The organism is Bifidobacterium criceti (assembly GCF_002286935.1).
Classification (GTDB): Bacteria; Actinomycetota; Actinomycetes; order Actinomycetales; family Bifidobacteriaceae; genus Bifidobacterium; species Bifidobacterium criceti.
The window spans coordinates 47,818-72,249 of sequence record NZ_MVOH01000017.1 but is presented as its reverse complement, the minus strand read 5'-3'; the positions used below and the strand labels follow the sequence as shown (position 1 = coordinate 72,249).

General features: G+C 64.1%; 19 protein-coding genes and 1 other RNA gene. 10 read left to right on the top strand and 10 right to left on the bottom strand.

Annotated features, from left to right (window positions below; all coding sequences use genetic code 11):
• Positions 1-129 precede the first annotated feature (129 nt).
• The 6 genes from B1526_RS07675 (at position 130) to dtd (ending at position 6,361) form a co-directional block, all read left to right on the top strand.
• Positions 130-1,713 (top strand): aminopeptidase P family protein, encoded by a 1,584-nt coding sequence (locus tag B1526_RS07675; protein ID WP_095615469.1) that lies wholly within the window; start codon positions 130-132, stop codon positions 1,711-1,713.
• Entirely contained in the window at positions 1,710-2,237 is a 528-nt protein-coding gene (locus B1526_RS07670) for an NUDIX hydrolase (RefSeq protein ID WP_095615468.1), read from the top strand. Before B1526_RS07675 ends, B1526_RS07670 begins: the two co-directional genes overlap by 4 nt.
• A gap of 214 nt (positions 2,238-2,451) precedes the next feature.
• A complete protein-coding gene (locus tag B1526_RS07665) occupies positions 2,452-3,138 on the top strand; it encodes an NAD(P)H-binding protein (protein WP_095615587.1) in 687 nt (228 codons plus the stop codon).
• A 319-nt stretch (positions 3,139-3,457) separates the two neighbouring features.
• Positions 3,458-4,735, top strand: a complete 1,278-nt coding sequence (locus tag B1526_RS07660) for an ROK family transcriptional regulator (RefSeq protein ID WP_095615467.1) — start codon at positions 3,458-3,460, stop codon at positions 4,733-4,735.
• Positions 4,736-4,812: 77 nt separating this feature from the next.
• Complete coding sequence (locus tag B1526_RS07655) at positions 4,813-5,712, top strand: carbohydrate kinase family protein (RefSeq protein ID WP_095615466.1); 900 nt, start codon at positions 4,813-4,815, stop codon at positions 5,710-5,712.
• Between the two features lie 169 nt (positions 5,713-5,881).
• On the top strand, positions 5,882-6,361 hold the full coding sequence (dtd, locus tag B1526_RS07650; RefSeq protein ID WP_095615465.1) for a D-aminoacyl-tRNA deacylase: 480 nt from the start codon (positions 5,882-5,884) through the stop codon (positions 6,359-6,361).
• Positions 6,362-6,426: 65 nt separating this feature from the next.
• Here dtd and B1526_RS07645 read toward each other — a convergent pair whose 3' ends face one another.
• The 4 genes from B1526_RS07645 to B1526_RS07630 are packed head-to-tail and all read right to left on the bottom strand — an operon-like array spanning position 6,427 to position 13,022.
• Entirely contained in the window at positions 6,427-7,068 is a 642-nt protein-coding gene (locus B1526_RS07645) for a DUF4190 domain-containing protein (RefSeq protein WP_235607108.1), read from the bottom strand.
• 56 nt (positions 7,069-7,124) lie between these two features.
• A complete protein-coding gene (locus tag B1526_RS07640) occupies positions 7,125-10,613 on the bottom strand; it encodes an ATP-binding protein (RefSeq protein ID WP_095615464.1) in 3,489 nt (1,162 codons plus the stop codon).
• Positions 10,610-11,407: a DUF4194 domain-containing protein gene (locus tag B1526_RS07635; RefSeq protein ID WP_095615585.1), complete on the bottom strand. Its 798-nt coding sequence runs from the start codon at positions 11,405-11,407 to the stop codon at positions 10,610-10,612. The genes B1526_RS07640 and B1526_RS07635 overlap by 4 nt, the downstream gene beginning before the upstream one ends.
• Positions 11,408-11,456: 49 nt before the next feature.
• The gene (locus tag B1526_RS07630; RefSeq protein ID WP_095615463.1) at positions 11,457-13,022 is read right to left on the bottom strand and encodes a DUF3375 family protein; all 1,566 of its coding nucleotides are present in this window, start codon (positions 13,020-13,022) and stop codon (positions 11,457-11,459) included.
• A 157-nt stretch (positions 13,023-13,179) separates the two neighbouring features.
• Here B1526_RS07630 and B1526_RS07625 point away from each other — a divergent pair, with 157 nt between their 5' ends.
• On the top strand, positions 13,180-13,545 hold the full coding sequence (locus B1526_RS07625; RefSeq protein ID WP_095615462.1) for a DUF488 domain-containing protein: 366 nt from the start codon (positions 13,180-13,182) through the stop codon (positions 13,543-13,545).
• 17 nt (positions 13,546-13,562) lie between these two features.
• On the opposite strand, the gene B1526_RS07620 is transcribed toward B1526_RS07625, so the two are convergent.
• The 4 genes from B1526_RS07620 to B1526_RS07605 form a co-directional block, all read right to left on the bottom strand.
• Positions 13,563-15,521, bottom strand: coding sequence for a hypothetical protein (locus B1526_RS07620; RefSeq protein ID WP_095615461.1), 1,959 nt, complete (start codon positions 15,519-15,521; stop codon positions 13,563-13,565).
• Between the two features lie 143 nt (positions 15,522-15,664).
• Positions 15,665-16,291, bottom strand: a complete 627-nt coding sequence (locus B1526_RS07615) for an HAD family hydrolase (RefSeq protein ID WP_095615460.1) — start codon at positions 16,289-16,291, stop codon at positions 15,665-15,667.
• Between the two features lie 53 nt (positions 16,292-16,344).
• Positions 16,345-16,617, bottom strand: a complete 273-nt coding sequence (locus tag B1526_RS07610) for a hypothetical protein (RefSeq protein WP_133088519.1) — start codon at positions 16,615-16,617, stop codon at positions 16,345-16,347.
• 140 nt (positions 16,618-16,757) lie between these two features.
• Positions 16,758-19,157, bottom strand: a complete 2,400-nt coding sequence (locus tag B1526_RS07605) for a zinc-ribbon domain-containing protein (RefSeq protein ID WP_095615458.1) — start codon at positions 19,155-19,157, stop codon at positions 16,758-16,760.
• 313 nt (positions 19,158-19,470) lie between these two features.
• On the opposite strand from B1526_RS07605, the gene B1526_RS07600 reads away from it, so the two are divergent.
• From B1526_RS07600 to ssrA, 3 genes are all read left to right on the top strand, one after another.
• Positions 19,471-19,896 (top strand): hypothetical protein, encoded by a 426-nt coding sequence (locus B1526_RS07600; RefSeq protein ID WP_133088515.1) that lies wholly within the window; start codon positions 19,471-19,473, stop codon positions 19,894-19,896.
• Between the two features lie 182 nt (positions 19,897-20,078).
• Positions 20,079-20,510: a PH domain-containing protein gene (locus tag B1526_RS07595; protein ID WP_095615456.1), complete on the top strand. Its 432-nt coding sequence runs from the start codon at positions 20,079-20,081 to the stop codon at positions 20,508-20,510.
• 115 nt (positions 20,511-20,625) lie between these two features.
• Positions 20,626-21,027: a transfer-messenger RNA gene (gene ssrA, locus B1526_RS07590) on the top strand.
• A 247-nt stretch (positions 21,028-21,274) separates the two neighbouring features.
• On the opposite strand, the gene B1526_RS09340 is transcribed toward ssrA, so the two are convergent.
• Positions 21,275-22,819, bottom strand: a complete 1,545-nt coding sequence (locus tag B1526_RS09340) for a cell division protein FtsQ/DivIB (RefSeq protein WP_235607107.1) — start codon at positions 22,817-22,819, stop codon at positions 21,275-21,277.
• A complete protein-coding gene (gene murC, locus B1526_RS07580; RefSeq protein WP_235607106.1) occupies positions 22,819-24,417 on the bottom strand; it encodes a UDP-N-acetylmuramate--L-alanine ligase in 1,599 nt (532 codons plus the stop codon). Before murC ends, B1526_RS09340 begins: the two co-directional genes overlap by 1 nt.
• Between the last annotated feature and the right edge of the window lie 15 nt (positions 24,418-24,432).

Below are 24,432 nucleotides of genomic sequence, written 5' to 3'. Positions count from 1 at the left end.
AGTGCATGGAAGGATGCTCAGAACCGGGGATTTGTTCACTTCCACACTTTCCGCGAACACGTTCGCTCTGGTGACTACGATGTTGGGCGACAGGTACCGCGTTCCCCAAGAGACAACGAAAGGGCAGGCATGAGCGAAGTGATCACCGCACAGGACAAGGCATACGAGGCGCGCGAAGAGGCGGCGGCACCCGGCGACGACCAGCCGATGGGCGACCGTGTCAACAACCGTTCGCTGCGTCCGCGCTCCGACGCGTTCGTCGAATTCATGAGCAGCGGTTGGGATGACAACGAGCCCAAGATCGAACGTCTCGAATCGGCCGTGTATATCCCGGCGCGTCTGCAGGCGCTCAGCGAGGCGTTCCCCGGTGAACGTCTCGTGATTCCCGCGGGGCAGCCGAAAGTGCGCAACAACGACTGCGATTATGCGTTCCGTCCCGATTCGGCGTTCTCGTATTACACCGGTCTCGGCCAGGATTTCGAGGCGGGCGCGGTGCTCGTCCTCGACCCGAACGATGACGGCACGCATACGCCGATGCTGTTCGTGGCTCCCCGCGCCGACCACTACACGCAGGACTTCTTCAAGGACCCGCACTACGGCGAATACTGGGTTGGCCCACGTGCGGGACTCAACGAACTCGAGGCGATGACGGGCATCGAAACGCACGACATCGCGCAACTGTCCGATATGCTCGGCAAGGACGTCGGCGCTGAGAACGGCGCCGTGCAGCTGCGCGTCATCCGCGGAACCGACCCCGAGGTCACGGCGGTCGTGGACGAACTGCGCGAGGAGCACGGCATGCCGGACGACGCGGACAGCGGTGTGCGCGACGACAAGCTGCACGAATTCGCGTCCGAGGCGCGCATGGAGAAGGACGAGTACGAGGTGCGCGAAATCCGCCGCGCCGTCGACGCGACGAAGCACGGCTTCGACAACATCCTGCGCGCGCTGCCGGGCGCGATCGGCAAACCGCGTTCCGAACGCATCCTCGAAGGCGCGTTCAACGCGATCTCACGCGAGGAAGGCAACGAGGTCGGCTATGACACGATCATCGCGTCCGGTGCGCACGCGCCGATCCTGCACTGGATCCGCAACACCGGCACCGTGAACGACGGCGAACTGCTGCTCATCGACGCGGGCGTCGAAGTCGACTCGCTCTACACGGCAGACATCACGCGCACGTTCCCGACGAACGGGAAGTTCACCGATTTCCAGAAGAAGCTCTACCAGGCGGTCCTCGACTCGCAGCAGGCAGGCTTCGAAGCGGCGAAGCCGGGCGCGACGTATTCCGACATCCATCATGCGTGCATGCGTGTGATCGCCGAACGCCTGCACGACTGGGGCATCCTTCCGGTCGACGTCGAGGAGAGCCTCTCCCCTGAAGGCCAGCAGCACCGCCGTTGGCTCGCATGCGGCGTCGCGCACCATCTCGGCCTCGACGTGCACGATTGCGCGCAGGCGCGCTACGAGTCGTACCAAGGCGCGAAGATCACGCCGGGCATGGTGTTCACGATCGAACCGGGCCTCTACTTCCGCGAGGACGACCTGATGATCCCGCCGGAGTACCGCGGCATCGGCATCCGCATCGAAGACGACGTGCTGATGACCGAGGACGGCCCCGAATGGATCTCCGCCGGCATCCCGAAGCAGATCGACGACGTCGAGGCGTGGATGGCGCAGATGGCGGTCGAAGGCGAGAGGACCGCGCGATGAGCACGCCGCGATTCATCCTCGAACTGCGTGAGCGCATCGGCCATATGCCGTTGTGGCTCATCGGCGTGACCGGCTATGTGCGCCGCGACGACGGCCTGATCCTGCTTGAGCAGCGCTCCGACAACGGCAAATGGACGCTCGTCACCGGCATCAACGAACCCGGCGAGGAGCCCGCGGACACGGTCGCGCGCGAAGCGAAGGAGGAAACGGGTGTCGACGTCATCGTCACCGACCTCGTGAACGTCAAATCCGGACACGAAGTCAAGACAAACATCAACGGTGACCAGACGTGGTATCTCGACCACCTGTTCCTGTGTGAAGTCGCTCCCGACGGCAACAGCGAACCAATCATCGGCGATGACGAGAGCAAGGACGTCGGATGGTTCTCGCTCGATGCGCTCCCCGAGCCGCTCGCGGACAGCTCGCGTGAGCGTATCGCGTATGTGCAGCGCTACCTGCGCAACCGCGAAGCCGGCAGCGCATACGCGCAGTTCGCGTTCGACGGCGTCATCGAACATTACTGACAACAGCCACCTCTCCGCACTGTGGTACGCTCACGGACACCTGAGCGTACCGCAGTGCGGCGGATGACGCACGACAGTATGGTTCGTACGACGTTGTTCCGCCGACAGCTAGTTCGCCCGCCGCATATCGCACACGCTTAGGATGGGCGGTGGAATCGGCGGAGACACCGCCGCACGCATCGTATGCGTGACCGAAACAGAGGTGATTCATCTTATGAAGATCGCGATTCTAGGAGCCAACGGACGCATCGCGCGCATCGCCGAACACATGCTGCTCGCCCACGACGACATCGATCTGACACTCTTCATCCACACCGAGGACGAACTCGGCGCGGACATCAAGAACAACCCACACGTGACTGTGGTGAAAGGTGACGCGAAGAACCCGGACGACGTATTCGCCGCGATCGACGGCGCCGACGAAGTGTACGCAAACCTCGCGAGCGGACGTGGCCACACCGCGGACATCATCCCGATGGCGAAGGCCGTCGTCGACATGATGGACAGGGCAGGCATCACACGTCTCGTGTGGATCTCGTCGCTCGGCATCTACGGCGAAGTCCCCGGCGAGTTCGGCGCATGGAACGCGAAGGTCCTCGGCGACTATCTGACGGACTACCGCAAGGCCGCCGACGTCATCGAGGCGAGCGACCTCAGGTACACGATCATCCGTCCGGCATGGCTCACCGACAAGGACGAGGTCGACTTCGAGATCACCGAGAAGGGCGAACTGTTCCGCGGCACCGAAGTCTCGCGCAAGTCCGTCGCGAGCGAAGTCGTCGAACTGCTGCTCAACCCGGAGGAGCACGTGCGCGCGTCGCTCGGCCTTGACAAGCCTGGCACCGATGGTGACAAGCCCGAATGGATGCTGTCGAACTCGACCGAACATCTGTCCGAATAAACGATACCCATTCCGCAGTGCGGTACGCTGACGGAGGTGTGAGCGTACCGGAGCGCGGTGTATGTCGCACAACGGTACGGTGAGAGGGGTGTAAGCGTACCGTTGTGCGACATATTCCGCAGGACGGTACGGCGACGGGGGTTCTAGGCGTACCACAGTGCGATGGAGGGGGCGACCGATGTGCGATTGTGGTTCGGCGTGTCGACTTGCGCGCTTAAGTTAACGTCGTTAATATTTAACGTAGTTAATCAAAGAGTTCGCTCAGCGACTACGGCAGCCGTTGAGCAAACGGATGCGACGACGGACACAGGGAGGTACGATGCGGACCGAACAACCGAGCCAGTCGGAATACAACCGCGCCCGTGTCATGCGCTTCCTCTACAACAACGGCGTCGCGTCACGCGCGCAGATCGCGAAGGCACTCGACCTGACACCGGCCGCGATCACGAAGATCACCGCGAAACTCATCGAAGACGACCTCATCAGCGAAACCGGCGAAATCGAAGGCGCGCGCAACCGCCGCTCGATCGGACTGGCGCTCGACACGGAACGGTTCCACGTCATCGGCGTCAAATTCGCGCGCAGCCTCATCCAGGTCGGCCTGTTCGACCTCGGCGGCAACGCGGCGCAGATCTGGGTCGACACGACGGCGGACCATCCGTCGATCGCCGACGCGGTCGCCGCGCTCAAGCGCCTCATCAACGACATCATCGCGCGCTTCGGCGACGTCATCGCGATCGGCATGGCCGTCCCCGGACCGTATCTCAAGGACCGCGGACGCACGGCCGTCGTCTCGTCGATGCAGGAATGGCGCGACGTCAACTTCCCCGACACCTTCGCCGACGCGTTCGACGTCCCCGTCGTCATCGAACAGGACGCGCGCGCGGGCGCGCTCGCCCAGCAGCTGTTCGGCGCAGACACGCAGCAAACGGACGCACACAGTGCACAGGGCGCACAAAATAGCGCACAGCAACGCGACCTCGCGTACTACCTCATCGGTGAAGGCGTCGGCCTCGGCGTCATCGAACACGGACGCACGATCGACGGCGCACGCGGCACGGCGACCGAGATCGGCCACGTGAGCATCGACGTCAACGGCAAAGCATGCGACTGCGGCAACCACGGCTGCCTCGAACGCTACTGCTCGGCCGTCGCGATCCACGAAACGCTCGACGAGGCGCTCGCCGAAGGCGACGCGATCGTCGAAGGATCGGACGAACTGTCGCACATCGAAGCGTGCGAAGCGCTCTTCGCGCTCGCCGAACGCGGCGACGAACGCGCGCTCGCACTTGTGCGCGACATCGGCACGGTCGTCGGATACGGACTCGTCACAATCATCAACGCGTTCAATCCCCCACGCATCATCATCGGCGACATCGTCGCTCACGGCGGCGAAACGCTCCTCGACGCCGCACAACGCGTCGTCGACGAACGCGTACTCGACGACCTCGCGCGCACGACGCATATAACCCTCTCCGATATGCCGACCGACGCGGCCGTCACAGGCGCCGCGGCCGTGGCGATCACCGCGTTCCTCGAACAACCGTCGCGCTTCGTCGACCTGATCCGACGACAGACACCCTCCGCGTCCACGTGACCGGACGGACACAGACCACCCAAAACCAAAACCAACCGACCAACCAAACCAAAACAAGAAGAAGAAAGAAGGTCATCATGGCCAAGCCAATCGTCGTCTCCCTCGGTGAACTGCTGTGGGACATGCTCCCGACCGGCAAGCGCGCGGGCGGCGCACCCGTCAACTTCGCGTACCACGCGATGATGAACGGCGCCGAAGCGTATTCGATAAGCGCCGTCGGCGAGGACGACCTCGGCGACGAGCTCGCGATCGCGGCCGAGAAGTCCGGCATCCACGCCGTCCTCCAGCGCAACGCATGGCCGACCGGCACCGTCGAGGTCGCGCTCAAGAACGGCATCCCCGAATACACGATCGTCGAGAACGTCGCGTGGGACCACATCTCGTACACGCGTCAGCTCATCGACATCGTCGAACAGGCCGACGCCGTGTGCTTCGGCACGCTCGCGCTGCGCTCCCCCGAATCGCATGGCACGATCATCGAACTGCTCAAGCACACGAAGGACGGCGCGCTCAAGTTCTTCGACATCAATCTGCGCGGCGACATGTATTCGAAGGAACTCATCGAGGAGATGCTCGGATACGCGAACGTGTTCAAGATCAACGACGAGGAACTGCTGCTGCTGCGCGGCATGTTCGGCATCGAGGACACGAGCGACGAAGAGGCGTGCAAGTGGTTCATCGAACAGTACGACCTGCGCTACCTCATCCTCACCGGCGGTGCGACGTTCTCGACGATCATGTCGAACGACGGCGAGGTCTCGACGCTCAACACCCCGCGCGTGACCGTCGTCGACACCGTCGGCGCGGGCGACTCCTTCTCGGGAACCTTCACCGGCCGCATCCTCTCGGGCGATTCGCTCGGCCTCGCGCACCGCACCGCCGTCAACACGGCCGCGTTCGTCTGCACCCAGGAGGGCGCATGGCCGACGTATCCCGAGACGATGCCCGACTATCTCAAGGACATCCTCGGCGAGTGACCATTGTCGTGTCCGATGGGGAACGATCGGACAAACGATGTTCGGTAGGACGTGTCCGCGTTGTGCACACCGCGCTGTGCACAACGCGGACACGTCCGTATATGCCGCGATATCACACAATCGCGCGATCGTGGATTGTATTGTGCGATGCGCGCGCTACAGTGCAGACATGCGCATTGTCCTACAGAAAGTCAGCTCCGCGTCCGTCACCGTCATCGACGATACGACGGGATCGATCGATCCGACGTTCGGCGAGGCGCGCATCGGCGTCGGCTATGTCCTCCTCGTCGGCGTGTCCGATACGGACGGGACACGTCAGATCGGTTGGCTCACGCATAAGATCGCCAATCTGCGCGTCTTCGAGGACGACGACGGCAGAATGAACCGTTCGATCAGCGACGTCGGCGGCGCGGTCCTCTCGATATCGCAGTTCACGCTCTATGGCAACGTGCGCAAAGGCAACCGCCCGAGCTTCGTCGCCGCGGGCGCGCCCGAACACGCGAACAAGGTGTGGTCCGCGTTCAACGACGCATTGCGCGCGCAGGGCCTCGACGTGCGTGAAGGGCGCTTCGGCGCGCATATGGACGTCGCGTTGACGAACGACGGTCCCGTCACGATCCTGTTCGACACCGACGAACTCGGCATCTGAACACCCCTATCGCACTCCGGTACGCTACGACGCACACCAACGTACCGCACTGCGGAAGCAGGTGTTCACGCGAGCATCGGCAGGATGTGCTGCATCATGCCGGTCGCGAGCATGTAATACGACAGCAGCATCGACAACGCGCTGATGATGATGCCGGCGATCGCAAGCCCTTTGCCGCGTTTGCCCGTCCTACGCACGTTGACAAGGCCGACGATCGAGAAGATGAGTCCGAACAACGGGATGATCAGCGACATCACGAATCCGGCGATGCACATGCCGTCATAGCCGTTGCCTTCCGGCGTGCCGTACCGTTGCTCATAGTTCTGGTACCGCTGCCGGTTCGTCGGGTCGGCATAGGGGTTGTACTGCGCATACGGATTGGGCTGCGCGTTCGGATTGCCCTGCACCGCCGGATACTGCGCGCCCGGCGCAGGCGTCTGCCGAGGCTCCTCCGGTTTGCCGAACGGATAGCGTTCGTCGTCACTCATCCGTGGATCGGCGTACGCGCCGTACGCGAGCCGGTCGTTGTACTCGTGCGCGTACGCACCGTATTCCGGACGGTCGCCCGCAGCGCCGCCGTCCGCGTTGTGCACATCCGCGGTGCGCGGCGCATCCACACCATTCGCACCGTTCGCCGCGCCGCCGTATGGGACCTGCGCATCGCCATTGGAACCGTCCATCGGCGTATAACCGTTCTCGTTTGCCATGTCCTCCATCCTAGAAGACCGGCGGCTATCGCGCACCGTCCGTTTCACAACCGGCATCAGATACGTCCGTCACGCGATATGATCGCATTCCCGCCCGCTTCGACGTATCCGGCGCGCAGCGTCGTGCGTCCGTCGTCCGGGTCCTTCCGCGCGACGACGATCGCCGACGCCGATCCCATGATTTCCGTCGTCTTCGATTCCGGTGCGGACACGACCACTTGGAACCCAAGTCCCGGCAGCACGCTCAATGCGCGCCGCGTGTATTGGCCGTCCGCTTTGATGAGCGCTTCGTCGAGGAACACGGTCGCATAGGACGGCACGGTCGCGTTGTCGTTCGCGAGCAGGTACATGAGCGCCGCGCCGTAGGCGAACGATGTGAGCTCCTGCAGATAGCCGCCCGATCCGCCACCTGTCGAGTTGATGTGTTCGGTCAGCCCGTCCGCATGCGCGACCGACCCGTAGAACCGTGAGCGCCGCCGCGGGTCGAGGTTCGCGTTGCCGTGTCCGTTGGCCGCGTAGTCGTCGAAGCTTTCCTTGAGCTGCGCGATGAACGGCGCGCATTGCGCGAAGAGCGTCTTGCAGCGTTCGACGTCACGGCTGCCGCTTTCGCGGAACGCGCTCATACGTTCGACCTGCCGGCTCAGCGCGGACATGAACGCCGCGTCCGGGTTGTGCACCTGCACGCCGATCGAGAGCGTGCCGCGTTTCGCGCCGAAGGGGTAGCGCGCGAGCAGATGGTTGATCTTGTCGATCTGTTCTCGGATGCGTTGCGTGTCGACTTTGAGCATCTGCTGCAGTTCGGCGAGGTCCTGGTATATTTTGCCGAGCGAGTTGAAGTATTCGGTGTGCACGGCCGCGTCGCCGATGACGTTCGGACGCAGCTCCTCGAGATTGTGCATGAAATATTTCGCGTTCTCGACGTCGGCGCTTATGCGGTCGTCGCCGGGCGCGTACTGGTTGAGGTAGGCGAGCATGCCCGATTCGCATGCGCGTTTCCTGCCGTCGCGCAGCGTCGTGAGTTCGCCGATCCGCGCGCGTACGCCGTCGGTGACCGACGCCTTGAGTTCGACGAAGCGCTGCGCGGACGTCGTGTTCGTGCGCGTGTGGCCACCAGGGGATCCCGACGCCTGTTGCGCAAGGCCGAGCAATCTGCCGACGCGTTCGCCCACGTGTTTCGTGCCGTCGCCGAAATACGCGAGATAGCAGCGTTCGAGGAGCGCCGCGCATGTGTCGTCGACGATCGGCGCATGCGCGCGATCCTGCCGTTCGCGTTCGGCGATCCATGCGCGCGACGTCTCGAGCGCCGCCTGCGCCTGCCGGTGTTCGTCGTCGGCGCGGTAGGAGGCGGCGCGCGCGGCCGCGAGGTCCTTCCTCGCCGCGTCGAGCGCCGCGCTGAGTTCGGCGATCCGCGGGTCCTGTTTGAGTTCGTCGATACGCGCGCGCAGCCGTGTCATCCGTTCCTCGACGCCGTTCGCGTCGACGTCCTCCCACGTGTTGTCGCGCAGGCGTTCGGCGAGCGCATGGGCGTGTTCGAGCCTGCGCATCTCGACGTCGAGTTCGCGGACGCGTTCGTCGCTCGACGCGACCGCCGCGGCCGCCGCGTCGATTTCCTTACGCAGTTCGTCGAGGTACCGCGCGGTGACGAAACCGATGACCGATGCGACGCCTTTCGTGCCGTGGCTGCCGCGCCGCCCGTCCTTGATCTGGCCGTCGCGCTGCACTTGGCGCTCGTCTTCGTCAAGGTCGTCGATCGCGTCGACGAGGCGCGCGTCGGAGCGTGCGTCGGCGACGCGCGCACGCACCCATGGCGCGAACGGCGATTCGTCGTTGAACGTGAGGACCCCGGAAAGCCAACCGTCGCGCACGTCGACGTCCACATCCGCGTCGACGTCGACGAACTGCCAGCGTTTGCGCGAGATCGCGTCACGTGGGACCGTCGAGACCTTCGCGGCGAAGCCGTCCTCATGGCGGCGGTCGACGAGCAGGACGGGGGCGATCGAACCGTAGACGACGTTCATCGCGGTGCGCCATTCCTCGGCGTCGTCGGCGACGTCCATCAGTTCGGCGACATACGGCAGTTCGGCGGGGTCAAGCCCCGCCGCGCGCGCGATCATCGTACGCGCCTCGTCCATGTCCTTCGTGATGCGTGTACGCGACCGTTCCTTGCGTGCGTAGTCCTTCGTGAGGTTGTCGAGATGCGTCTGCGCGGCCTTGTGGGCGGTGAACGCGTCGTATTGGCGGCCCTTGAGCGCGTCGCGCGCATCGTCGTACGTCTCGTCGAGCTCTTCGTACCGTTGCGCGAGCGCCTCCCACATGTCACGGCCCTCGGGCAGTTGTTCGCCCGCGGCCGTGAAATACGGCGCAAGCCGCTCGGCGCGTTGGCAGACGCGTCCGAGGTCGCGTTTCGCCTGTGCGAGGTCACGTTCGAGCCCTTCGATCTCGTCGCCGCCCGATCCGCCGAGCTGGCGGTTGAGCGATTCGACGTCGTCGTCGAGACGGTCGGCGTGTGCGCGCGCGTCGGCGGCGGCCGCCGCGCTGCGCGTCGCGAACTCCTCATAGGTCGGCAGCACGCCGGCGACGTCCTGTGTCACACGTGCGTCGAGCCAACGCGCGCGTGTGAGCGCGCCGTCGTCGTTGTCCGCGTCGATCGCGCGCAATCCGCGCACGTCGGCGTCGGCGTCGGCGTACCCGTCATAGGCTTCGATGATCGCTTCGAGTTCGCGCACGCGTGCCCGGTTGCGTTCCATGCTCGAGAAGTTCTTCGTGTATTCGTCGTAGTCGTGGACCGCGTCATGTCCGCATTCGATCGCGCGCGGTTCGTCGAGCACACCTTTGCGGAAGATGTCGTCGAGCTGCGACGGCGCGTCGGACGCCTGCATCCGGTGCAGCAGGCGGCATGCGGCCTCGGTCAGCCCGAAGCGTTTCCAGACGTCCTCATGGAACTGTTTCGCGGAATTGTAGGCGGTGATGCCCGCATAGGTGCGTTTGAGCATCGGGATCGTGAACTTCTCCTCACGGTGCGCGTCCATGAGCCTCGGGTCGATCGGCGTTTCGGATACGGCGTACAGTTTCGTGACCGATTCCGCCGTGCCGTCCGCGGGCAGCCACATGAACTTCGCGATCCACAATGAGCCGCTGTTCGCCGTGTCCTCGTAGGCGTCGACGATCGCGCACCATACGGCGTACGGGTCTCCGTGCGCGGTGCGGCCTCGCAGATAGACCGGCTCGTCATGGCCGTTGTTGTTGCGGATGCCGCGCAGGCCAAGCAGATACGAATAGTCGGAACGGTCGGAACGTCCCGCGTTCGACGCCTTGTTGAACGCCGCGTTCGCCGGGTACAGCAGCGAGACCTGCGCGTCCACGAGCGTCGACTTGCCAGATTCGCTCTGCCCGGTGAGCAACGTGACCGTGCCGTCCTCGGCCATCGACGGCTCGAAGACGTGGTAGCCGTCGTACGACCCCCAGTTGACGAGTTGACGCGACTTGAGCATCCAATGTCTTGGCAGCAGCTCGATCGGCGCGTACAGGTCGTGTTCCCTACTCAAAACAGCACCTCCGTATCGTCGTCCATATCATCCACGTCATCCACGTCAGCGGCATCGTCGGTACCGCCATCATCGGTGCCATCGGTGCCGACGGTGTCGTCATCGTCGATGCCGAGCCAACGGTTGATGCGGTCGGCATTGAGCACGACGGGCACGAGTTTCGTGATGACGTACATGTCGCCGCCATCGTCGCCGTCCATGAGGAACCCGTACGTCCCCATCGCCGTGATGAGACGGTCCGCGCGCTGCACGACGGCCTCCTCGCTGTTGCGCCCCGCGAGCGGACCCGCACCGGTGCTGAGTGTCTGGATGATTTCCTCGCGCGAGATGACCCATTGGTCCGCGTCGACGCCGACGTTCTCGTATTCGAGGACTTTGCGCCGCAGCATCGCGAGCGCGACGGCCTCCTCGGCGCTGAGTGTCACACGCGTCTTGAGCGAACGGATGTCGTAGTCGTCGGCGCGCATCGGCTCGGCATACATGACGCCGTAATATTCATCGATGACCGGCACGAGCATGTCGTTGTTGAGCGAACGGCGCACGTCGTCGATGTAGTCGACCGCCTGCTGGTACAGGTCGCCCGATATCGCGCGGTTGCGCTTGAGCGCGATCGCCGCCTCGCGTGCGGGTGCGGGCATGTCGCCGGTGTCGCCGTCGAACAGCGCGTCCGGGTTCGCGAGGTCGGCGACGCCCGCACCGTCGTCGATTCCTTCATCCCACTCGTGTGCGCTCGCCGCGCTCACGACGCCGTCGTTCGCATCCGCGTCGCGCGCGTCCGCCGCATCCATCGCCATCGTCTCGTCCTTTCCATCGTCCGTCGTCATATCTGTGTGCGCGGGCCGGCTATCCCCGCCGCATCCGCACATCCTCCACGCGCGCGTCGGCGAGGAACGCGTCGAGCGCCGCGCTCGGCACAAGCAGCGCGCGCGTGCGCCAACGCCGTTCACACCCGTCGGCGCCGACGCAGCGCCACACGCATTCCCCATCACCACCGCGTCCATCATCACCATCGTGCGCACCGTCATCACCGTGCGCGCCGCCAAGGTAACTGAGGAATCCGACGATCTCGCTTTCCCTGCGTTCGTCGGCGGGCAGCGCGTTGAAGCTTTGCACGATGTCGACGTCGCCGTTGTGCATCACCGGATGCGCCGCGACAAGTTCGACCATATGGTGGATGCGCGGACCTCCCGCGGCGACGATCGCGGACAGGTCCTCGGTGCACACGGCCGTGGCGCCGGCGAGGCGCGGCGCGATGGCGCGCGCCGGCGTCTGCCGCATGCGCGTGCGCAATGCCGGCAGCGACGCGTCGGCGAGCCCCGCGTCGAACCGCCGTTTCGACTTCGCGCGCGCGTCATCGGACAGACGTGCGAACAGGCGCGCGAGGCTGCGCGACATCGTACGGAACTGCATATCCGTCTGTTGGCGCACGATCAAGCGGATGCTGTCGTCGGTCACACGGATCTGTCGACGGACGTCGTCGATGCCGCTGTAGATGTCCTCGAATTCGCGGTTGACGACGCTCATCAGGTCATCGGCCTCGCCGTGCAGCCATTCGCTGTCCGAGATGTCCTGCAACGCTTCGTTGAGTTCGGCGCGGCTCTCGGGCGCGTACATCACCTGGAACGCGTCATTGAAACGACGTCCTTCGTCGCTTTCGTTGTACGTGCGGTCGAACGCCTCATGGTAGAACGCGAGCATCTCGTCGCCGCTCATCGTGCCGTCGTCGATGCGTCTGCGCAACGCGTCGCCGTTGTCGCGTTCGGCGATGACGAGTTCGCGCAGGTCGACGGGGACGCCGCGCAACGTGTTGTAGACGACGTTGATGATGTCGGAGACCTGTTCCTTCGTCGGGCGTTCCTCGATGCCGTGCGCCTTGAGCTCGTCGATCTGCCGTTCGCGTTGCGCGATCTCACGTTCGAGCAGTTCGATGCGTTCCCCGACGTTCACGGTGAGCTGTTTGCGCGCGTGCTCGATCTCCATGATGATCGAATTGACCTGCGCGCCCGAAAGCGAGACGGTGCGCTGCTGGAGCGTCGCGAGCGCCTCGATCGCGCGGTGCGCGCGCTGCGTGAGGCGGCACATGACGCGGTGCGCGCGCTTGTCCATCGAATCGGCGATCCACGCGTAGTCGCCGGCGTCCTCGGATTTGAGTTCCTTGAGGATGCGGCGTGCGGCCATCATGCCGTCCTCGCCTTCGCGCGGCGTATAGGCACCGATCGCGGCGAGCTCACCGACCGCTTCGCGCATATGCGCCAACAGGCGTTCCTGCGGTACTTCGGCGGTCAACGGATTGAAACACGACCGCAGCATCGCGATGTAGACGTCCGCGTATTTGTGCAGCAGCATACGCAGCACGCCCGTCTCGTATACCGGCCGCAGCTGTGCGAGCTCGGTCCTCACATCCGCCATCGGCCGCCTTTCTTGATACTTGGGTCAGTGGGCACACTGCCTTCCATTGTAGCGGAACGGCGTAGGCGTCGCGAGCGGGAAACGGTGGGACGTCAAGCGTCTTCCACGTCGGCGAACACGGCGCAATCCACAGCCGGCAGCGCCTACACTGGCACCTATGACGGAACTGACGATCAAGCGCGCGTATGCGCCCGCACAGGAGGATGACGGATTCCGTGTGCTCGTGGACAGGCTGTGGCCACGTGGCATGTCGAAGGCACGTGAACACCTCGACCTGTGGATAAAGAACATCGCACCAAGCACCGAGCTGCGTAAGGCGTGGAACCACAATCCGGACACGATGCTCGAGTTCGCGGCGAGCTACCGGCGCGAACTCGACGCGAATCCGGCGGTCGAGGAACTCGAACAGATCATCCGCGAGCATCCGAAGGTCACGCTCGTCTACGGCGCGCGCGACCCCGACGTCAACCATGCGCGCGTGCTGCGCGACTACCTTGAGGAGCGTCTCGGCGGCGCACAGTAGGCTGTGCGAGACGCGGATCAACCGTTCGCGGCCGGCTTCGCGATGCCGTCACGCAGGCTGCGCTGCATGAGGACCATCACATCGTCGTACGCCTCCATGCACATCGCAGCAGCGCACGGCATGCCCGCATCGGCGAGCCCGCGGACGACCGGGTCGACGAACATCGCCGTCTCGAGGTACGAGTCGATGTCAAGGCCGGCCGCCTCAAGCGTGCGCCGCGCGGCGTCCTGGTCCATCGGCCCGGACATCTTGAGCATCATCGGCAGCCGGATGAACAATTGCGTCGCCTCCGCCGTCTCGGCCGGATACAACCTTCCCGCGAGCGCACGCTGCACGCATGCGAGCGCGGTTTCGGCCCTGCCGACGGCATCATGCCAAAGCGCGAGGTGCAGGTACAGCTTGCTGTAGTCGTGCAGCGTCGTCGCGTGCCGCAATCCCTCGCACAGGATCTCAAGCGCCTTCTCCTGATGCGTCACGTCGATGTTGCTCGTGACGAGCGCAAGCGTCGTGTATGCATCCGCGGTCAGGGGCGCGAGTTCAACGCACCGGCGCGCATGTTCGAGCGCGCTTTGCGGCTGCTCGCCCTGCATGAAGCTGTACGCGAGCGCCATATGCGCACGGAACAGCGAAAGCGGCGCACGCCAGTAGATGACGTCCGGATCGTCGACGAGCATGCCGACGGCCGCGCGCGACCTCCCCTCGCCGCAATAGAGCGGCTTGCGCCCCTTCGGTCTGGTCTGTTCGATGCGCGTGATCGCGTTCTCGAGTTCCATTTCCGCGATGAACGGGTTCCCGGGGTTCTCCTCGACTGTGTGGTCGAGCTGTTGCGCGGTGATGATGCCGTCGTCATGGTCGACGTCAAGCGAACGTACGTTGAGCGCATGCAGCCTGCGTTGCAGGTTCTCGGGGAGTGTGCGGTTGTCCTTCCACACCGGGATGCGGTGTTGCATGAGGGCCTCGGGGACTTCGAACGCGTCACGGAGCACGAGGCGCCCAGCCTCGCCGAGTCCGGCCTGCACATCCGCGACCGGTGCGAGCAGCCGCAGCAGTTGTTGTGGATCGGCTGTGTCGATATGGTCGCCGACAGCCTCGCCAATCGCCCTCATCACGTCGTCCGTCAACGATGCGCGTGCGAAACGCGCGGATGCGACGGGACGTTCCATCATCGTCAATTCGTCGTCGTAGGCGTGGACGAGCACCGTCGTCACCGCACGGCCGGACGTGAACGCCGCGAGCGCGAGCAACGCCGCGAGCGCGAGCGTCATCGCGGACGCGCGCTGTGCGAGCGTGTGCGGTGTGTTCGCGGCCCACGACGGCGCACCGTCCACATCAGTGCCGCCAATGAAGTCGTACAGCGGCAATTGTGCGGGCGTCGGCGCTTCGAACGCGATGCCGAAGACGCCACTCGATGGGTCGAAATCACAGCGCGCGTCGAAACGCAACGGCAGGTGCAACGATTCGACGAGCGTGCAGAACGCGAGCATCGTATGCCATACGCCATCATCATCGGATTCGCCAAGGTCCGGCCGCGACCGCATCCGTTCGACGAGCGTCGACCATGCGGGGAACAGATGCGCGTGCGCGTCGGCGATGTCGGTGTCGGACAATGTTCCGACCAGTCCTTCGCCACCATCCATCCGATGCGCGACATGCTCGTAGACGCCGATGCGCGACAGCGCGCTTTCGACCGCGTAGACCGTCTCACGTTCGGGTTGTGCGAGTTCGATCGACGGTACGACGAGCGCCGAGCCGTCTTCGAAACGGGAGACCTTGAGTTGCGCGAGCTCGTCGATGTACCGAAGCTGCGACGCGGCGGCCGCTTCAAGTTCGCGCGCGGCATACCGTTCGAACGGTGTCGCCGCATTCTGCTCGCCGTTCCAGATGAGGGAGTCGACGGCGTCCGCAAGCTGCTGCTCCCCAAGCACCGCGAGCATGCGTGCGATTGTGCGTGGTTCCGATGAAGGTGGTGTGTCCATATCGCGTTCCCTCCGCTGAAGTCCGATTACCGATGATACGGTATCCGCCCAACGCGCGGCAGGGATATGCGCCATTCTTCATAACATCGTCACCATGTGCAGCGCAACGGCGCGGGCGCACTCGCGGCGGACACTGCAAAAGGTCAGCCGGATGCCACCGTACGCAATCCGTCGGCGGTGTCGAAACGGATGGCACGCAGCCCTTGGCGTGTGGCCGTCCGCGCGGCGTCATCATCATGTGTCACATACAATGTCGTCGCGGGATCGAGACCGTGGCGTGCGAGCGCGTCGGCCGATGGGATGAGAGCGCGCGGCCCTTCTACCCCGGTCGTCGGCGCATACGCGACCGCATCACCGAGCAGGTCCAGCCACGGATACTTCGCGTGCATGAGCGCGACGGCACGACGTGAGCAATTCGCAAACCCGTGCATGTCGATGCCGGAGTGCGCGAGCTCACGCAGCAGCGACGGCATGCCATCGGGCATGTCATAGAGGCCGAGCGCACGGTGCTCGAGCAGCAGATGCATGATCCAGCCGACCGCGGGACCGTGTTCGGCCGTGTACGCGTCGAGGATGCGCCCGTCATCCCAGCCTTCGGCGGCGCGGCGGCGGTAGTGGTCGTATCCATGCGGATCGGCCGCGTCGAAGAACATCGCGGTCACACCCGGCGGATAGAACAAGCCGACGACGCGTTCGGGGCGCCAATCGACGAGGACATCGGCATAGTCAAGGACGACGGCGGACGGAGGGGAATCGGAAACGTTGCGCACACGGCCATCGTAGCAGCGCGTGCGCGGATGGACCGTTCGGGTCGGACGGAAGGTCAGAACAACGGTTCCATCGTCGCGTCCGGCGTCTTCGGCGCAGACTTCGATTGCGCGCGGGCCCGCGTCGGCGGCTGTGTGTCGATTGGCAGCGTACCTTGGGCGACGGGATGCGCGTGCAGGTCACACGAGATCCACGCGACGACGAGCGCGGACAGCCGGAATTTCGCACGGAACGGCGAACCGGACAATCTGTGCAACGTCCACGTGGCCCATCGCGCGGCACCGGCGGGTTCGGGTGTCGTCCCTTCGACCGGTGTGTCATGTCCCATATCGCCCAAGCGTACGCGAAAATCGCGTATCTCGGCATCCTTGGGTGCAGAATCGGCACGAAATCGCCCCGCATCACCCAATCCGCGGCCTATTTCGGCATCCTTGGGTGCGGTAGACACCCAAAGATACCGAACAACGCTCAGTCGACGAGATAGTAGACGATCTCGTCGGCGACAGGTGGGTTCTCGATCCTTTGCAACCATTGGATGAACGGTCTGCTCGTGTCGGGCGACGTATAGGAAGCGTAGATGGTCGCATAGCGCCCTGTCACGCCTTCGCCGTTCAGATCGATGCCCTTCGGGTAATACAGCATCTGCGCGGGGAAGAACGTGTCGGCAGCAGAATAACCACTACTGTTCAAACATGACGTGCCCGTCAACTCGACGTCCCCATCCACACCAACGCAACGGTAGTCGTCATCCGGAGCGCCCAACGGGACTAACTCCTGTTCGAATGCGGGATCCGCAAACATTTGTTCCTCATTCACATGCAGCGTTGTGCCCGACCCTTCACGGGTGAGCTTTCTGCTCGCGCCCTCGGCGCGGACGTCGCCCTCATCATCCACAATGAGGCAACCGTCGTCATGTGAGCAATACCTGCCCGCGATGATCGAGAAATCGCCACTGTTCAGCGTATCGCGGATCTCGGAGGCCGTCATGTCCTCGGCGGTCCGCTTCTTCATCTGCGTCGGCGAGGATTGCGGACTCGGCCGCTTCGTCGCATCAGTCTTCCTCTTGGCCGCATCGGGCGTCGTCTTCTTCGCATCCGCCTGTTGCGCCTTATCGGCATCGTCATGCGCCGTGCAACCATCGGCGTCGCACACCTGCACACCATTGTCGAACGTCGCCCAATTGAATCCATCATTGACGAAGTAGTAAGCGGACGACGCGCTCGGCGCAGGTGCGAACTTCACATCGGGACCGCCGTGCTCAGTGGGAATGAATGGACTCTGTTCGAGGTCGCGTATGTCGTAGCCCACTTCGATATCGTCCTTGTCGTACAGATTCGGATCGCGCAGCAGCAGATACGGACGGTTCTCGTCGACGCCGGCATCCGCCTTGCCTTGCTGCGCACCCTTCGTCCGTTTCAGCTCATTGTCCTTTGCGAAATACCCCGACCGCTTGACGGCGTCCATATCCGCCCCGACGGGAGCGATGAGCAGGAACTCGTTCATCGGGAACGTCGTCCCTTCGAATCCGCCATCGGATGAGCCACTGTCCACAAGCGTACCGTTCACGCATTTGCGGGAAGCCATGAGCGCAACCGGCTCCGTTCCGCAATATGGCAGCGGATTGCCGTCGTAGATATCGATGACGCCTGTGTCCCCTGCGGACAGCAGGTTCTCGAGGCCGCCAAACGGATTGTCAAGGTCCCAGTCGGTAGCGGCCATCGTATCGCCCGGATGCGATTTCAATCCGGAATTCGACACCCTGTCCGGCTGTGTCTTGCCATCGCGCGTCACCGTGATGTTGCGCACCGCACCATCCCCGCTGACGTCGTCCTTCTGCTGCGCAAGCGTGACACATGAGCCGTCATCACGGCACCACGTGCCAAGCAACGGCGTGAAATCGGCGACGACGCGGCCATGGTACCCCTCCTGGTCATATGCGGTCGTCATCATCGCCTCACGCAGGTCCTTCGCATCAGCGCCCACATACACGGTCACGTCGGTCTCGTCCGATTCGTGCCCGATCGCCGGATCGGTGCGCACGACCTTGCCGATCATGTCCTTGTCCGCCGGCACAAGCTGCGTCGTCACCGCAAAGCCGTCCTTTTCGAGCATATCGGTCGCTTTGTCCCCATTCATACCGTACGTTTCCGCGGGCACGCCCCTGCCTTCCACACCGACGGCGAGCAGAATGCCATCCGCTTGGCCTTCGGCGGCTTTCGGCATCACGAGGTCATCGCCCTTCATGCGCTCACCATCCTCAGTCAGCGCATGGCCATCCTCCGGATACGAAGCGACGATTGCGCCGGGGTTGTTCGACACCATCCCGTACGTCGTGACGGGAACGCCCATGTCCTTAACCTGTTCGACCGCATCGCCGCGTTCCTTGCCGACCGTGCCTTCAGGTACGCCAGGCCCGAGCGATTCGACAACGACCGCACTCGTCCCCTTCTTCACACGCCCGCCAGCCGGCACGCCATCCACACCGAGATACTGTCCCGCGGGCTCCTTCGCGTACCGCTGCCGTTTTGTGGCATCGATGCCCTCCCCTTTGAGCCGTGCCACGACGTCATCCGCCTTGGGTCTGTCCTGCGCCCCGGCGGACGGTACTTCGGCCCCAGCGAACCACGTGTTGTAGACGAGCAATCCCCCGAATACGAGGATGACTGCGACCACCGCGGCGATTGCCGCGCGCAACACTTTCGTCGATTTCGACGTTGCGGACACGGCATCCACCGGCGTTTGCGTCGTCGGCGCCGCAACAGGCGCCGACGGTCGCGCCACAGGAACCCCATGCACGGGCGTGCCGCAATATCCGCAAACCTTCGCATCCGCGCCGAGCGGCTTGCCACACTGCGAACAGAACTTCATGACATCTCCTCCGCCATTCCCACATTCCCACCAGTGCGAACAACCATCATATCGCAATATCGCGGAAATCGCGTATCTCGACATCCTTGGGTGCAGAATCGGCACGAAATCGCCCCACAGCACCGTTCTGGCACCCTATTTCGGCATCTTTGGGTGCGGTAGACACCCAAAGATACGTTCATACGAACGTTGGATGCCGGAAGGTGCGCGTACGGCGTGCGCGAACGCGGTACGGCACAGCGCAAACGGTGTATCGTGGAGCGCGGGGCACGGCGTACGCACACGCCGGCCGTCGCCGACGAAAGGACCGCTCATGACGCATCTGACGGATATGCTCGAGGAATTCAAGAAGAACGACTGCCTGACGCCGCTCGCCTACGCGGGCGCCCGTGCGCACGACCTCGTCAAACTCAACGTCTCACTCAAGGCGTACGACGGCGGCGGCACGATCGTGTTCACGCAGAAGGGCGACGAACTCGAGGACGGCGACGTGCACGCGCTGCTCGAACGTGAGGTCCCCTACCTCGTCATGTTCGTCTCGAAGCCGTGGCTCAAGGCATATGTGCGCACACGCTACGCGAGCGAACCGTCCGTCTACCGTTGGGACGTCGCCGGCGGCGACGGCGACATCAAGGATGAGGCGGTGCAGCGCGCGGCCGCGGTCACGCTCCCGGGCCTGCTCTACGCGGCGTTCGGCTATTCGCCGCAATACTACGAGACGAACGGATACCAGATCTGACGACAGCGCCGCCGCAGATCGACGAGCTCAAGGACGCCTATTCCTGCTCCCTTTCCCCACGGTTCGTGTGCCGCAGCCTCCCCGCTGCGGCACACGAACCGTTTTCGATATCATGCCCCATATCAGCCCCATACAGGACCCGTCATCGACTACAATGGCGGAAAACGAGAAACGAGGACACGATGGGCATCCTGAACGCATTCGCAGGCAATCTGCAACAGGTCAGCAACGACGAACTCATGCGCGAATACGGGCCGTTCCTGTTCAACGGCGAGCAGATCACGAACGGGTACCAACTCGTCCGCGACGCCGTCATCTTCACGAACATCCGCATCATCTTCATCGACAAACAGGGCGCGACCGGCGCGAAGGCGCGCTACAAGACGATCCACCTCGACGCGGTCGTCGACGTCGAAGTGGAGACGGCGGGCGCGATCGGCGACGACAGCGAACTCAACATCACGTATCTCAAGGACGTCTACCAACGCAAGACCGGAACGGAGACACTCGACGAGATTACGCTCGAATTCCCCCGTAAATTCGACATCGCACCAATCTACCGGTATCTGGGTGAGCTCGCGATCGCGAACCGCGAACGCATCAACGCGAAATGACGTGCGTCAACCGCGGCGCACTCGACGTCGCGGTTGCCTATCGTCACTGTTCGTGTTATATTGAGAAGTCCGGCTTACACGGCGTATGTCGTTACCGGGGTTTGATAATTCAAAAGGGGCCGATTTGGTTTCGACGGTGATCTGTTCGCTTCGGAGAAGCGTGCCGAGAATGTAGAGTCCGCTCGTGATGTGCTCTGCACATTAAATTAAGTGCTAAATCTAACCGCACTGAGTTCGCTCTCGCTGCCTGATTTTCAACGTAATCAGATCTAATCCAGCGAGCGCCGCTCCGTCCGCTCTTCCGTGTCTTCGGGGAGATGTCGGGCGTCGTTAGAAGACTTGCCTGCGTCATTGAACCGCAGGGTGACGCAGGGACTCTAACTGTGGCTAGGCTCGCCATCAGTCGTCTGCGACATTGATGGGGGCCGAAAAACTGCCGAATGGTCAGCAGACTACGCACGTAGAAGTACGAGGGTACGGTCACCGGACCGGGGTTCAATTCCCCGCGGCTCCACTCACAGTACAAGAAGCGCCACGTTCCTAGGAACGTGGCGCTTCTTCGTTACGTCTTCGCGATCGCCTATCGCGACGATGGCTGCAGCGTCTCTGTAGACGGTCGCTCATCGTTGCACCGCCGCCAACAACAGCCATACGTGCACTGTAGACGGCTGCACATTGCGGCACCGCCGCCACCTGCGCCCCTATGTACGCCGTAGACGGCTACACATTGCGGCACCGCCGCCAACAACAGCCGCCCACGCGCGCTATTTGATGATCGGTCGGTTCGGTGCGGAGACGTTGATCTGTTTTTTGTCGCCGATGACGTTCGGATCGTTCATGATCTTGTCGACGATTGCCATTTTGAGCTTGAGGTCCGCATCGTCACCCCATACCACGGTTATGCCGTTCGCGAACGTCGTCGTGATCGAATCCTGCGTCGGCGCGTTCACGCCGGTGACGTCCTTCCTCCACGCTTCGGGGAACGCGTCGAGGATGACGACGGCCGTCTTGATCGCACGACTGCCCACCGCACCATCGACCGACTGCACATCGATGACCGGTATCCCGGACGCCGCCTTCGCATCGACCGCGTTGAGCACGCGCGCCTTCGCATCGACCGCGGTGAGGATGTCGCCGCCTTTGACACGCAGCATCGCAGCCGGCCGTTGCGCTTCGACGTGCACATCGAAACCGTTCGGGAACTTCTTCGTCGCCTGCGCCGAGGACACACCCGGTATCTGCGACAGTTGCTGTTCGACGTCGCCGTCCGAGACGAGCAGGAGCGATTTGCCGGCCTGTCCACGTGCGATCGTCATGATCTGCTCACGGCTGACCCATTGGTTCGCGCCGGAGACCGAGATCTTGTCCGGATTGAGCCGCAGCACAGGCGAGAAGAACAGCAGCCAGACGAGCGCGATGACGACCGCGAACGAGGCGACCACGATGCCCACACGCGTCGCGACCTGCCGGATGTTCGCGCGTTTGCGTTCCTTCTGCCGTTTCGTGAAATCGACGATTTTCGGGCGCGTCGCGACGCCGACGCCGCCCGCCGTCTGCCGCAGCGTCTTCGCGACGATGTCCTCGCTGCGCATGTTGTTCGCGTCGACGAATGCTCCGGGCGCGCTCGCGCCGACCGGTTCCTCGACGATGCGCGTACGCCGCACCGTCGGTGTCTGTGTCGACTTCGCGCGGCCGGGGAGCATCGCGCGCACACGGGTGAGGAGAGACGGACGTCGCGGCTCGCGACGTGCGCCGTCACCCGCGCGCGCCGCCGCACCGTTCACCGCCGACGTGTCTGTCGACGTGTCATTCGCCGCGCTGTGCGTCGCGCCGTCGCTTCTGGCGACGCGCGGCGTCACGACGCGCGCATCCTTCGCGTCGATCGGAAAACGGTGCTCCCCCGTCGCCGACGATGCGTGTGACGACGCCGAACGCGCGACGCGACCGTGCGACGCGGACGTGTCCGCGGTCGACGACGCGGAGCGCACGCTGCGCGACGTGCGTTTCGTCGATGCCGATGTCGATGACGTCTTTGCCGACGTTGTCTTCTTCGTCGACGTTGTCTTTTTCTTCGATGACGTCTTCGCTGATGCCGCAGCATCCGCGGTCGCGCGTGAGGAAACGCTGCGCCGCCGCGCGCGCGGTGCGTCACTTTCCACCGACGAACGTCCGTTCGTGCCCGCACCCGCATCCGTCGTACGCGCGGCATCCGAAGATGCGGCGCGTCCGCGCGCGGAACGCGGCTTCGGCGTGCCGTCACCGGAGGACGACGCCCCCGATGACGATGATCTGACAGTGCGCCCTGCCATCAGTCGTCCTTGCCGACGTGCGCCTCAAGCACATGCGCGATGACGGGCGCCATCTTCGTGATGTCGCCCGCGCCGACGGTGAAGACGACGTCGCCGGGCTTCGCGCGCATCGCGATCATCTGCGCCGCCGTCTCCATATGCTCCTCGACGTCGATGTGCGCACCGTCGCCGGCCGCGTCCGCGATCGTCGACGCGGACACGTCCGGGAAGTCCTGCTGCCGTTCGCGCGCGGGGAACACACCGGTGACGATGACGTCGTCGGCTTTCGCGAGCGCGTGCGCGAACTCGTCCGCGAAGAACTTCGTACGGGAGAACAGATGCGGCTGGAAGAGCACATGGATCGTCGATTGGGGGTAGCGTCGGCGTGCGGCGTCGAGGAGTGCCGCGATCTCGGTCGGATGGTGCGCGTAGTCGTCGACGACGGTCACACCACCGACGTGCGCGCGGATTTCGAACCTGCGCGACGCGCCGAGGAATGTCGCGATGGCGTCGGCCGCGCGGTGCGGATCCATGCCGAGGAGCATCGCCGCGATGATCGCGGCGGTCGCGTTGCGCGCGTTGTGCAGTCCCGGCACCGCGAGCGCGACGGGCACACGCACGAGCGCGCCGCTGTTGTCTTCCGCACCGTCGTTGTCTGCTGCGCCGTCGTCGCCCGCTCTGAGTCGTCCTTCGGCGACCGATACGGGCATTTCGAGTGTGAAGGTCTCCTTGCCGCTGCCCGCGCGTTCCTGTTCGGCCGCGATGTGCACGTAGCGTGCACCGTTGAGTTCGCCGATGTCGTCGCGCGACGTCGTGCCGTACGCGATCGCGCGCGCCGCGGTGCGGCTGTCGAGTTGGCGCAGGACTGCGAGTGCGCTCGCGTCGTCGGCGCATACGATGATCGCGCCGCGCGCGTGGCCGAGATGGTCGACGAACGCGCGGTGGTAGGTGTCTGCATCGCCGTAGTGGTCGAGGTGGTCGGCTTCGGCGTTCGTCACGATCGCGATGTGTGGCGTGTATTTTTCGAAGCTGCCGTCGGATTCGTCGGCTTCGGCGACGAGGACGTCGCCTGTTCCGGCGTGGCCGCCGTCGAGTGTCGTGCCGTCGACGCCCTGGATCGATCCGCCGATCGCGTAGCTTGGGTCGGCGAGGTCGCCTTCGCCTCCATGCAGCAGGATGTGGGCGAGCATTGAGCTCGTCGTCGTCTTGCCGTGTGCGCCGGCGACGGTCACGGCGCGTTTGCCGTGCATCAGGAGCGCGAGGATGTCGCTGCGGTGCACGATGCGCGCGCCGTTCGCGGACGCCGCAACGATTTCCGGATTGTCCGCTTTGATCGCGCTCGAATAGACGACGATGTCCGCGTCACGTACGTTGTCTTCACGCTGCCCGATGCGCACCGGGACGCCGATTGCGGCGAGGCGTTCGGTTTTCGCGCTTTCGTGCGCGTCCGAACCGTCGACGTCGACGCCCTGCTCGTGCAGCATCTCCGCGAGGACGCTCATGCCCGCGCCGCCGATGCCGATGAAATGCGTGCGTCCGAGGTCCTGCACACGCGCCGTCGGCGCGAAACGCGCGGTTGCCGGGTCGAGGTCGATGGCTTGCGGTGTCTGTTCGTTCACTGGAAAACGCTCCTG

Bases quoted from the DNA above. Each gene is read 5' to 3' on its own strand.
- B1526_RS07675 (WP_095615469.1), top strand. From the start codon at position 130: ATGAGCGAAGTGATCACCGCACAGGACAAGGCATACGAGGCGCGCGAA.
- B1526_RS07670 (WP_095615468.1), top strand. From the start codon at position 1,710: ATGAGCACGCCGCGATTCATCCTCGAACTGCGTGAGCGCATCGGCCAT.
- B1526_RS07665 (WP_095615587.1), top strand. From the start codon at position 2,452: ATGAAGATCGCGATTCTAGGAGCCAACGGACGCATCGCGCGCATCGCC.
- B1526_RS07660 (WP_095615467.1), top strand. From the start codon at position 3,458: ATGCGGACCGAACAACCGAGCCAGTCGGAATACAACCGCGCCCGTGTC.
- B1526_RS07655 (WP_095615466.1), top strand. From the start codon at position 4,813: ATGGCCAAGCCAATCGTCGTCTCCCTCGGTGAACTGCTGTGGGACATG.
- dtd (WP_095615465.1), top strand. From the start codon at position 5,882: ATGCGCATTGTCCTACAGAAAGTCAGCTCCGCGTCCGTCACCGTCATC.
- B1526_RS07645 (WP_235607108.1), bottom strand. From the start codon at position 7,068: ATGGCAAACGAGAACGGTTATACGCCGATGGACGGTTCCAATGGCGAT.
- B1526_RS07635 (WP_095615585.1), bottom strand. From the start codon at position 11,407: ATGGCGATGGATGCGGCGGACGCGCGCGACGCGGATGCGAACGACGGC.
- B1526_RS07630 (WP_095615463.1), bottom strand. From the start codon at position 13,022: ATGGCGGATGTGAGGACCGAGCTCGCACAGCTGCGGCCGGTATACGAG.
- B1526_RS07625 (WP_095615462.1), top strand. From the start codon at position 13,180: ATGACGGAACTGACGATCAAGCGCGCGTATGCGCCCGCACAGGAGGAT.
- B1526_RS07620 (WP_095615461.1), bottom strand. From the start codon at position 15,521: ATGGACACACCACCTTCATCGGAACCACGCACAATCGCACGCATGCTC.
- B1526_RS07610 (WP_133088519.1), bottom strand. From the start codon at position 16,617: ATGGGACATGACACACCGGTCGAAGGGACGACACCCGAACCCGCCGGT.
- B1526_RS07605 (WP_095615458.1), bottom strand. From the start codon at position 19,157: ATGAAGTTCTGTTCGCAGTGTGGCAAGCCGCTCGGCGCGGATGCGAAG.
- B1526_RS07600 (WP_133088515.1), top strand. From the start codon at position 19,471: ATGACGCATCTGACGGATATGCTCGAGGAATTCAAGAAGAACGACTGC.
- B1526_RS07595 (WP_095615456.1), top strand. From the start codon at position 20,079: ATGGGCATCCTGAACGCATTCGCAGGCAATCTGCAACAGGTCAGCAAC.
- B1526_RS09340 (WP_235607107.1), bottom strand. From the start codon at position 22,819: ATGGCAGGGCGCACTGTCAGATCATCGTCATCGGGGGCGTCGTCCTCC.